The sequence below is a fragment of the Niveispirillum fermenti genome (assembly GCF_048066175.1).
Classification (GTDB): domain Bacteria; phylum Pseudomonadota; class Alphaproteobacteria; order Azospirillales; family Azospirillaceae; genus Niveispirillum; species Niveispirillum fermenti.
On the sequence record NZ_JBLTXA010000065.1, the window covers coordinates 1 to 10657 of the forward strand.

Consider the following 10657-nt stretch of genomic DNA (forward strand, 5'->3'; position numbering starts at 1 on the left):
TGATGCCTGCTGCAACGCATGGAACAGCATCATCGCACAAACAGGGAAAATTCGACAAATCGCTTCAAGGTAATGGGCAACGGTCAATCATTAGGGAGATTGGTATTATTTCGAAGACAAGAAGAAGCTGTTCGACGCCGTCTTCGCCCGCCGCGCCGCCGTAACCAGCGAGCGGCGGATGACGGTGCTGGAAGAGTATGAGAGGACCACCAACGGCAAGCCCACGGTGGAAGGGGCGCTGCACGCCTTCCTGGATACCGACCTGGACCTCTATATCGAGGGCGGGGACGCCTGGAAGAACTACGCGGCCCTGGGTGCGCAGGTGGCCAACACGCCCGAATGGGGGGCGGAGCTGATGGACAAGCATTTCGATCCCGTCGTGCGGCGGCTGATCGATCTGCTGAAGAAGGCCCTGCCCGACCGGGCGGAAGAGGACATCTTCTGGGGCTATCACTTCGTCACCGGGGCCCTGCTGCTGACCCTGGCGCGCACCGGGCGCATGGACAAGCTGTCGGGCGGCCTATGCAAATCCGACGATTTCGCCGCCGTGAAGGCCCGCATGGCCGCAGGCTTCAAGGAAGTGTGCAAGGTGCGGACATGAAATCGGCGGGCGCCTGACCGGGTCAGGCGCCCGTGATCCTCACCGTGCCACCGCCATCACCGGCTGGCTCCAGCCACCGCTGGCCAACTCGCGTTCGGCCTGCATGAAGCCGTAGCCGGGGACCAATTCATCCGCACGGTTTGTGACCTCGTCCAGCCGCGCCACCACGGCGTCGCCCGTGCCGGGACCGCTGCCGATATGGCAGCCCTGGGTCAGGGTGACATTGGCCGCCGCGAAGTGACCGCCGCCGGCGCACAGGATGGTTCGCGTCGGCGCGTCGGCGCCGACCAGCGGCAGCAGCGCCGGGCTGACCAGCGAAGGGTTCAGCCGTTCCAGGCTGTCGCCGGACAGGACGCCGTCGGTCATCTGCGTGGCCGCCGTCGGCGCCAGACAGTTGACGCGGATATTGTACCGCTCCCCCTCGATGGCCAGGGTCTGCATCAGGCCGACCAGCGCCATCTTGGCGGCACCATAATTGGCCTGGCCGAAATTGCCGTAGAGGCCGGAGGAGGAGGTGGTCAGGACGATGCGGCCATGGCGCTGGGTCCGCATGATCTCCCACACCGCCTTGGTGCAGATGACGGCCCCCATCAAATGCACTTCCAGCACCAGGCGGAAATCATCCAGCCCCATCTTGGCGAAGCTCTTGTCGCGCAGGATGCCGGCATTGTTGACCAGGATGTCGATGCGGCCCCACTGATCCATGGTGCGGCCCACCATAGCCGCCACCGCCGCCTCGTCCGTCACCGATCCGGCGATGGCCAGGGCGTCACCGCCCGCCGCCGCAACCTCCGCCGCCACCTTGTCGGCCGCCGCCTGGTTCAGGTCGTTGACGACGACCTTGGCGCCCTGGCGGGCCAGGAACAGGGCATGCTGCCGGCCCAAGCCGCCGCCCGCCCCCGTGACAATCGCAATCCGTCCCTTCAACGCCATTTTACGGCACTCCCTCCTGGTTTTTTCGATGCGTCAATATACGAGACAAAATATTCACTCCCAAGATAGTGAATTATAGGTCGCACCATTCCGGCGACCCCCTATCAGGTCACCCCGCGCTATAGGTGGCACGAAGCTGAAGCTTGTCGATCTTGCCGGTTGATCCGCGCGGCATGCTCGGCACCCGCACCACGGCATCGGGGATCCACCAGGACGCCACCTGCCCGCGCAGCGCGGCGAGCAGCTCCTGGTCGGTGATCTCCTGATCGTCGCGCAGTTCGACCAGCAGCAACGGGCGCTCGCCCCATTTCACGTCGCTGCGGCCGATCACGGCGGCCAGACTGACCTGCGGCAGGGCGCCGACTACCGCCTCGATCTCGGCGGGGTTGATCCATTCCCCGCCCGACTTGATCAGGTCCTTGGCACGGCCGGTGATCATCAGGTTGCCGGCATGGTCGATCCGGGCCAGATCGCCGGTATCGAACCAGCCGTCGGCATTGGTGGCCGGGCTTTCCTGCCCGAAATAGCGGTCGATCACCGCCGCCCCCCGCACATGCAGCCTTCCTTCCTGGTCGCGCTGTTCGGTCAGCGGCGTGCCCTTCTCGTCGGTCAGCATCAGGTCGACGCCCAGAGCCACCCGGCCGGAGATCGCCGCCGGGCGCTTCGGATCGCTCATCACCCCGAAGGTGCCGACCGGCGACAGCTCGGTCATGCCCCAACTGGTCTGGACCGGAATGCCCAACTGTCCCTCGATCCGTTCCATCAGGGCCGGCGGCATCGGCGCGCCGCCAACGGTGATCTGCCGCAGGGAGGGCAGCGCAGCGCCGGTTTCCTCCAGATATTCGCACAGGCCCAGCCACACGGTGGGCACGCCGACCGCGATTGTCACCCCCTCGCCAGCGATCAGCCGCGCCAGACTGGCGCCATCCATGTGCCGGCCGGGCAGGACCAGCTTGGCGCCGGCCGCGGGCACGGCGAAGGGCAGGCCCCAGGCATTGGCGTGGAACATCGGCACCACCGGCATCACCACATCGGTGCTGCGGATGCCCGACATATCGGTCTGCAACAGGCGCAGCGTGTGCAGGAAGCTGGACCGGTGGGTATAGGTCACGCCCTTGGGCGCACCGGTCGATCCGGAGGTGAAACAGAGACCGCTGGGGGCTGTTTCGGCGAAATCACCCCAGACCACACCGCCCGCCCCGGCCTCATCGATCAGTGGGGCCAGCGGCCGGATGGCGATGCCACCATGCGCCTCTATCGCCGTCTCCCCATCGATGACGAAGAGGTGCTTCAGGCCCGGCGCCTCATCCACGATCCGACAAGCCAGACCCAGCAGGTCGGCACTGACGATCAGGATGCTCGCCCCCGACTGGCCCAGCATCCAGGCCAGTTGCGTGGCGGTCAGCCGCGGATTGAGCGTGTGGCACACGGCCCCCATGCCCATGATGGCGAACCAGCATTCGACATGCGCCTGGCTGTTCCAGGCCAGGGTGGCCACGCGCCCGCCGACCTTCACGCCCCGCCCGGCCAGCAGGCTGGAGACCTTGCGGGCCCGGATGCGCAGGTCGGCATAGCCGATGCGGGCGACCGATCCGCCCTCGCGCGCGGTCGCCACCTGAACATCGGGATGCCATTTCGCCGCGTGGTCGAGGATGCGGTCGAGCGTCAGGGGGAAATGCTGCATGCTGCCGTCGTTCACTTGCAGGTCTCCTGTGCGGGCGGCAGCGGCGGTGCGATGAGCCCCATGTTCCAGTTCCAGGGAATGTTCCCGGCGGCGCGGCGGCGGCAGATCACCTGATCATGCAGCGCGTATTGCGCCGGCAGCAGGTCATACGCCACCTGCGGCTTGGCCGCGAACAGCATGTAGCCGGCCTTGGCGCCGTGCGACGGCCAGGAAGGTTGGTTACGGGCGGTGGGCACGCCGGTGCGGGCGAAGCTGGCCCAGTAATCGATCATGGCGTCGGACAGGGCGCGTTCGGTGTCCGTGTCGGGAATCGCCGGCCACTGGGCAGTGACGCGGTCGATCGTGCCGAACATGTAGGGCACTTCCGACGCGTGGAAAGCATGCATGCCGCGATCGTCGGCCGCCGGATAGCCATGGTCGAAATAATAGAGATATGAGGGCTGGCCCAAGGCCGCCTGTTCGCGCACCAGCCGCTGCGAAGTCCAGGCGAAGAACCCGTCACGGGCCGCGGCCAGGATGCTTTCGCGCATGTCGGCCGCCGGATAGAGAGAAAGGAAACGGTCGCCCAGTTCCCCATAATTGGCGCGGATCGCGGCCTCGTACTTCGCCGCGTCGAACTGTCCGGCATCGGGCAGGCCGGGCAGGATGGAGGCCATGGTGCGGATTTCGCCACTGGTGAAACCGGTCATCACCGGCACCCGCGCCTGCTCCCCGCGCTCGAACGTTTCCACCAACTGGCGGGGCAGCAGCTTGCCATCGACGATGGCGGTGGAGACGAAGCGCGCCTTGGTGGCGAGTGCCGTAAGCGTCGGGCCGTCAATGGCGCGCAGGTCGGCCAGCGTTCTGGCACCGAATGCCGTCGCGTAATAGTCGCTTATGGTCTCCGCCGACGGCAGACCGAAACGTGCCTGCTTCAGGTCGGGCAGGTTCATCAAGGACGCGCTCTGCACGATGGCCTTGGTGAACAGGCCATGGGCGCGCGGTGCAGCCAACAGATGCAGAATGGCCAAACCACCGGCGGATTCCCCCGCGATGGTGACGTTGGCGCCATCGCCGCCGAAGGAGGCGATGTTGTTCTTGACCCATTGCAGGGCGGCGATCTGGTCCAGCAGGCCGTAATTGCCGGAAATGCCCTCGGGCGATTCCGCACTCAATTCGCGATGGGCGAAATAGCCGAAGATGCCCAGGCGGTAATTGATCGACACCACCACGATCCCGCGTTTGGCCAGTGCGGCACCATCGAACATCGGCTGGCTGGAGGAACCACGGATCAGATTGCCGCCATGGATCCACACGAAGACCGGCGCGTTCTTCGCCTTGGCCGGGGTCCAGATATTCAGCGACAGGCAATCCTCGCTCATCGCCGGATAGGTTTCGGTATAGATGCTGCCGGCGGGATATCCGGGCTGCTGGCAGGCGGGGCCGAACTGCGTGGCGTCGCGCACCCCGTCCCAGGTCGGCACGGGCTGTGGCGGCTGCCAGCGCCGCTCCCCGACCGGGGGCAGCGCATAGGCGATGCCCTTGAACATCTGCTGCCCGTCGGCCTCGATGCCGCGAACGATACCGGCGGGGGCCTTGACCACAGGCTGGGCGGCGGCCTCAACACTCATGCCAAGACACAGGGCCGCGATCGCCGCGGCAAAACGCGCGAACGTCATTCATTCCTCCCGAACCTTATGTTTTGCGGCAGGACCTTGGGTCCTAGCCGATCACTTTCGTGAGCCGCTGCCAGAGCTGCTCGTCAAACGTCTTACTGTCACCCGCCGCTGCACCGGTGCGCACCACGATCAGCTTGGCACTGGGCACGACATAGAGGCGGCGGTCGAACGCGCCCAGGGCCGCGACCATGTCGGAAGGTGCGGCGGCAATCAGCGGACCCTCACGGCGATTGCCCATCGCACCCAGCGTGTAGGCGCTGCCATTCAGCCACCATAGCCGCCCATAGGCCGGGTTGGTGGCCGTGGGCGCCAGCATCGCCTGCATGCCGGCTTCGGAAACGATGCGCTTGCCGTCGCCGGCCAGCCCGCCGGACAGGATGATGAAGCCGAACCGGGCCGTGTCGCGCGGAGAGGTAACCAGCCCGGTATCATTGCCGATGCTGGCCAGCACCGCAGGCCGCTTGCGCCAGGCGGTATTGCTCATCCCCGCCGGCACGGTCAGCCAGTCGCGGGTGAGCGCATCCAGCGGCTGCTTGGCCGCCGCTTCCAGGATGCGCTTGGTCACGGCATAAACTGGCGTGTTGTAGAAGAAGGTGGTGCCCGACGGGGCGGTATAGGCGAACTTGTCGTCCAGACCCGAACTCATGGTCAGCAGGTCGATGACGCGGATCTTGGCTTCCTGGTCGGGGGCCGCCTTCGACCAGCCCGTGCCGATATAATCGGAAACCGGCTTCTCGACATTGATCAGGCCCTTGTCCACCCCGATCGCCATCAGCACGGCGATAAAGCTTTTCTGCTGGGAGGCCACATCCTCCAGCAGCGCGCCGTCCCCATCGCGCTCATAGGCGAACAGCGCGAACTGGGCATTGCCCTTGGGTGCGGGCCAGTTCTTCTCGATCAGCACCTTGCCGCCCTGGATGACCAGGAAGCCGGTGGTGTTCTGATTGCGCAGGTAATCCAGCAGCCGGGTCATCTCCGCGCTGTCCGCCGCGACAGCCGGCGTTGCGGCGAACGGGACCGCTAGTGCGGCCGGGCTTGCCAGGGCGGCGACAAGCAGCAGTGCCTTCATCGGGGATCGAGCCATTATTCAGCCTCCTTTGACGATGCGCGGCTTGCGGGCCGGGGACAGTGACGCCTCCCGCACCCGTGATCCATGGGCGAGCATGATCCGCGCGACCTCGCTCTGCATGAAATAGAGGATGTCCCGTGCCGCCTGACTGGCCTCGTTGGCATCGCGCTTCACCAGCGCGGCACGCACGCGGCGCCAATGCGCATAGGGACCGGGACCATCGGCGGAAAGCGCCAGGGCGACATAAGAGAAATGGAACCGCGTCTTGCGGCGGATGGACTCGATCATCCGCTGCGCATCGGGGCTGGCCACCTCGGCCATGTCGCTGAAGATCGCCTCGCTGAGCGCAATGATCTGTTCGGCGGAGGCGCCGGTGGCGGCATCGTTCAGCAACTGGTCAATCTTGACCAGCATGGCGCGGATCGCCATGTCCGAGGCGCGCAGGCAGGCGAAGCGTGCGGCAAGGCCGTAAAGGGCGGCACGCACCTCGTAGAGGTCGAACACCTCCTCCACGCTGGTGGATGAGACCCGCGCACCGCGATTTTCCTCAATCTCGATCAGGCCATCATCGGCCAGGGCGCGCAGGGCGCGGCGCACGATCGACCGCCCCACACCGAATTCGTCACAGAGCCGCGCCTCGCGCAGCCATTCGTCGGGTGCCAGTTCCTGGCGCTGGATGCGCCGGCGCAGTACCTGGGCCAGTTCGTCGGCACTGGGCGGGACACCCGCCACGCCCTCCTCCACCTCATCAAGGTTGGGATCGTGATCCGCCGATTTGGCCCTGTTGCTCAACGCCTTGTCCTCTCTGCCGACGCTCGCGTCCGGATGGGTGAATGCCGGTCCCGATGACGTCTTTCTATTGCTCCCACTCTCCCGGGGCAAGCAATTTGTCGTACGTCCAATTGAAAATTGTCGTACAATCCTGTTGACATTGAGACACAAAATGAACGACCACAATATCCGAGGCGCAGCAAAAAACGCCCTTAGGGAGGATCAATGCGACATATTCTGGCCGTCACCACGGCAACCCTGGCGCTCGTCACCACGATGCCCGCCATGGCGCAATCCCCGGCCCCCGGCGCGCAAGGCACCGAGGAGGTCAGCCTCAGCGAGATCATCGTCACCGCCCGCAAGCGTGAGGAAACGCTGCGAGACATTCCCAGCACGATCACGGCGCAGACCGCCGACCAACTGGAAGCCAAGGGCCCCGTCACCGGCGTGGGTGACCTGTTGCAACTGGTACCCGGCGTGCGCTTCAACGGCGTGCAGAGCGAGAACCTGGCTGAAGTGTCGGTGCGCGGATCGGGCACCCAGCGCGCCACCAGTGCCGATTCCGGCGTCGGCCTGTTCGTGAACGGCGCCTATGTCGGCAGCAGCACGCTGGGCGGGCGCAATTTCAAGCGCATAGACTATTTCGACATCGCCCGCGTCGAGGTTCTGGAAGGGCCGCAGGGCGGGCTCTATGGCCGCAATTCGGAATTCGGCACCATCAACATCGTGCTGGCCCAGCCGCAATTCCGCGACACCGGCCGGGTGCAGGCCACCTACAACGCCACCCAGAAGCAATTGCAGTTGGAAGGGATCGTCAACCAGGCGGTCAGCGACACGGTCGCCGTCCGGCTGGGCGCGCAGGTGACCGGCCAGGGCGGCGGCATCTATTACAATCCCAACCAGGACGAATATTACGACCATACCGACGGCTATATCGTCCGCGGCCAGATGCGGTATTCCAGCGGGGCGGTGGATGCCAAGCTGCTGGTCGATGCGATGGACATGAACCTGCCGACCTTCGTCAACCAGTGGGTTCTGCCGCCCGGCATGCTGGCCGCATTGCCGCAGGGCTATACCGGCCCGCGCTACGACGTGCCGTCCGACGTCAAGAATGGCGTCCACCAGAATGTCGTGCGCGCCATGCTGATCGCCGATGTCGATCTGGACGATCTGACCCTGACCTGGACCACGATGGGATCGCGGTCGGAATCGGCGCAGAGCTTCCCGGCGGCAGTCGATCTGGCCACCCAGGCGAATTTCCAGCGGCTGGGCCAGATCGGCCTCTACCCGCTGGGCCAGACCTCCACCTATGCCCGCAACAAGACGCTCTATCAGGACATTCATGTCAGCGGCGGCGACGACTTCATGTGGATGGCCGGCGTCGAAGGCATGATGCAGAACGATTATTACACCCGCGATGCCGTCACCAACCCCTGCCCGCTGACCGCCACGTCCAGCATCTGCGGCGGCACACCGACAACGCCGCTCTGCTACAAGCTGCTGCCGACCTCGCTGAACTGCCCGACCGTGTTCCCGCTGGCCTTCGGCGCCCGCCAGGTCACGCCCAGCAAGTACCGCTCGGCGGCGGCCTATGGCTCGCTGAAGCATGATATCGGCCGCCTGTCGCTGAGCGGCGACCTGCGCTGGTCCTATGACTACAAGGAAGCGACCCAGAGGAATTACCAGCTCTACACCAGCAACCTGTCCGGCACGCCAAGCTCCTTCGATTTCAGCCAGGACAGCATCAGCTATTCGGCCACCGCCAGCTATAATTTCGGCGAAGACCTGCCGATGCTGCTCTATGTCAAGACCGGATCGGGTTATCGCGCCGGTGGCGTCAATAACGGCACCTATATCGCGGCGGCCCCGAACCCGCTGCGCACATCCTATGATAACGAGACGACCACCAGCTATGAGGTCGGATTCAAGGGCAGCTTCACCCGCGACCTGTTCCTGCGCCTGTCGGGCTATATCTCCAACACCGACGATGCCATCACCAGCATCCTGGACGGCTGCACGGTGACCAATGCCTGCGGCCGGGCCGGCACCTATTTCAACCTGAATGGCGGCAAGGTCCGGGTAAAAGGGGTCGAGGCGGCGTTCGACGCCAAGGTCCCGCTGGGTGCGGGCGTGCTGGCCCTGGGCCTTACCGGGGCGCGTCAGGATGCCAAGTTCGTCTCGGTCGCGGCGGGCGTGTCGGGCCTGCCCGTCATCGGTTCCCCCGTGGCGCAGACGCCCGACTGGACCTGGTCGGTCAATGCCAATATCCGCCAGCCGATCGGCGAGAACCTGACCGGCTTCTTCAACGTCGCCTATAATGGTGCCCGCGGCGGCGGGCAGGATACGGTGACCCTGGCCACGCCCTATATCCCGCTGGAAGATATCGACAATGTCGACCTGCGCGCGGGCGTGGAGTTCGAGCGCATGACCTTTGCCGCCTTCGTCAAGAACGCCACCGACAATGTCATCCCGGTCCTGAAGCTTCAGTCGGGCTCCATTCCGCTGACCAACCGCTACAACAATCCGCGCACCTACGGCTTCAGCGCGTCCTACCGCTGGTAATCGCGTGCCGGTGCGGGCGGCCCGCCCGGACCGGCACTCCACCAACGTCAGGAGGAGAGAGACTTTGTCGGATCAGCAGCAGCCCGAGGGCAAGCCCAGCATAAAGGTCGCCGTGATGGCATCCGCCGGCGCCTCGGTCGAATGGTATGATTTCTTCATCTACGGCACCGCCGCCGCGCTTGTCTTCCCCAAGCTGTTCTTCCCGCCCGACATGCCGCTGTTCGTGGCGCAGATCGCGGCGTTCAGCACGTTTGCGGTCGGGTTCCTCGCACGCCCCCTCGGCGGCATGCTGTTCGGCCATTATGGCGACGTGCATGGTCGCAAGGGCGCCCTGGTGCTGGCCATGATGGTCATGGGGCTGGCGACGACCGCCATCGGTCTGCTGCCCACCTATCAGAGTGCCGGGATCCTGGCGCCGCTGGCCCTGATGCTGCTGCGTTTCCTGCAGGGGCTGGCGGTCGGCGGCCAATGGGGCGGCGCCGCCTTGCTGGCCATCGAAAGTGCCCCCGGCAACCGGCAGGGCTTCTATGGCAGCTTCGTCCAGGTTGGCGTGCCGATGGGTGTGGTGCTGGCCAACAGCGTCTTCCTGCTGGCCAGCACCCTGATCGATGCCGACAATTTCCTGGTCTGGGGCTGGCGGATCGGCTTCCTGCTCAGCGTCACGCTGGTCGGCATCGGCCTTTACATGCATTGGCATGTCGAGGAACCCGAGCATGCGGAACCCGTCCCGGCAGTCCAGGAAGCGGCGAAACCTGCCTCGCCCCTGCTCACCGTGCTGCGCAAGCATTGGGGCACGATCCTGCTGGCCGGCGGCGCATTCATCGCCAACAATGTCTGCTTCTACATCGCCATCACCTATGCCATCGCCTATGGCACCACGACGGTGGGCCTGTCGCAGGAGGTGCTGCTGGCGGCGGTGATGATCGGCAGCCTGGTGATGATCCCGGCCCTGATCGGGAGCGGCGCGCTGTCGGACCGTTTCGGACGGCGCGGCATCTTCATGGCCGGTGCCATCCTCTCCGGCATCTGGGCCTTCGCTGTGTTCCCGCTGATCGATGCCGGGTCGCCCGTGACGGTGACCATCGCCGTTTCCGTGGCGCTGATCTTCGTAGCCCTGATGTATGGCCCGCAGGCCGCCCTGTTCGCCGAGCTGTTTCCCCGCCATGTCCGCTATTCCGGTGCCTCGCTGGGCTATCAGGTCGGCACACTGGCCGGCGGTGGCTTCGCGCCCATCATCGCCACCGCCCTGTTCGCCCACTACGGATCGGCCATGCCGATCTCGTTCTATCTCGCCGCGACATGCGCGATCTCGCTGGTATGTGTCATGTTGCTGGGAAGAAATACATTGTCTCGGTGATCGTAACCGATCACCGCCCAAT

The 10657-nt window shown here is 65.3% G+C and carries 8 protein-coding genes; 3 read left to right on the forward strand and 5 right to left on the reverse strand.

What is annotated here, in order from left to right; genetic code table 11:
• Nucleotides 1-178: 178 nt before the first annotated feature.
• Nucleotides 179-601 (forward strand): hypothetical protein, encoded by a 423-nt coding sequence (locus ACM9LZ_RS25245; protein WP_416622276.1) that lies wholly within the window; start codon nucleotides 179-181, stop codon nucleotides 599-601.
• Nucleotides 602-640: 39 nt separating this feature from the next.
• Here the strand turns inward: ACM9LZ_RS25245 and ACM9LZ_RS25250 are convergent, their stop codons facing one another.
• From ACM9LZ_RS25250 to ACM9LZ_RS25270, 5 genes are all read right to left on the reverse strand, one after another.
• Nucleotides 641-1534: an SDR family NAD(P)-dependent oxidoreductase gene (locus tag ACM9LZ_RS25250; RefSeq protein WP_416622277.1), complete on the reverse strand. Its 894-nt coding sequence runs from the start codon at nucleotides 1532-1534 to the stop codon at nucleotides 641-643.
• 109 nt (nucleotides 1535-1643) lie between these two features.
• Nucleotides 1644-3233: an AMP-binding protein gene (locus ACM9LZ_RS25255; RefSeq protein WP_416622278.1), complete on the reverse strand. Its 1590-nt coding sequence runs from the start codon at nucleotides 3231-3233 to the stop codon at nucleotides 1644-1646.
• Nucleotides 3230-4876 (reverse strand): carboxylesterase/lipase family protein, encoded by a 1647-nt coding sequence (locus ACM9LZ_RS25260; RefSeq protein ID WP_416622279.1) that lies wholly within the window; start codon nucleotides 4874-4876, stop codon nucleotides 3230-3232. Before ACM9LZ_RS25260 ends, ACM9LZ_RS25255 begins: the two co-directional genes overlap by 4 nt.
• A 43-nt stretch (nucleotides 4877-4919) precedes the next feature.
• Nucleotides 4920-5960: a serine hydrolase domain-containing protein gene (locus ACM9LZ_RS25265; protein WP_416622280.1), complete on the reverse strand. Its 1041-nt coding sequence runs from the start codon at nucleotides 5958-5960 to the stop codon at nucleotides 4920-4922.
• Between the two features lie 3 nt (nucleotides 5961-5963).
• Nucleotides 5964-6737 carry a GntR family transcriptional regulator gene (locus ACM9LZ_RS25270; protein WP_416622281.1) on the reverse strand — a complete coding sequence of 258 codons (774 nt, stop codon included), beginning with the start codon at nucleotides 6735-6737 and terminating at the stop codon, nucleotides 5964-5966.
• A gap of 204 nt (nucleotides 6738-6941) precedes the next feature.
• On the opposite strand from ACM9LZ_RS25270, the gene ACM9LZ_RS25275 reads away from it, so the two are divergent.
• Both ACM9LZ_RS25275 and ACM9LZ_RS25280 read left to right on the forward strand, forming a co-directional pair.
• Complete coding sequence (locus tag ACM9LZ_RS25275) at nucleotides 6942-9278, forward strand: TonB-dependent receptor (RefSeq protein ID WP_416622282.1); 2337 nt, start codon at nucleotides 6942-6944, stop codon at nucleotides 9276-9278.
• A gap of 64 nt (nucleotides 9279-9342) precedes the next feature.
• Nucleotides 9343-10635, forward strand: coding sequence for an MFS transporter (locus tag ACM9LZ_RS25280; RefSeq protein ID WP_416622283.1), 1293 nt, complete (start codon nucleotides 9343-9345; stop codon nucleotides 10633-10635).
• Nucleotides 10636-10657: the final 22 nt, after the last annotated feature.

Excerpts from the sequence above, each read along its gene's own strand:
- ACM9LZ_RS25245 (WP_416622276.1), top strand. The coding sequence starts at position 179 with ATGACGGTGCTGGAAGAGTATGAGAGGACCACCAACGGCAAGCCCACG.
- ACM9LZ_RS25250 (WP_416622277.1), bottom strand. The coding sequence starts at position 1,534 with ATGGCGTTGAAGGGACGGATTGCGATTGTCACGGGGGCGGGCGGCGGC.
- ACM9LZ_RS25260 (WP_416622279.1), bottom strand. The coding sequence starts at position 4,876 with ATGACGTTCGCGCGTTTTGCCGCGGCGATCGCGGCCCTGTGTCTTGGC.
- ACM9LZ_RS25265 (WP_416622280.1), bottom strand. The coding sequence starts at position 5,960 with ATGGCTCGATCCCCGATGAAGGCACTGCTGCTTGTCGCCGCCCTGGCA.
- ACM9LZ_RS25275 (WP_416622282.1), top strand. The coding sequence starts at position 6,942 with ATGCGACATATTCTGGCCGTCACCACGGCAACCCTGGCGCTCGTCACC.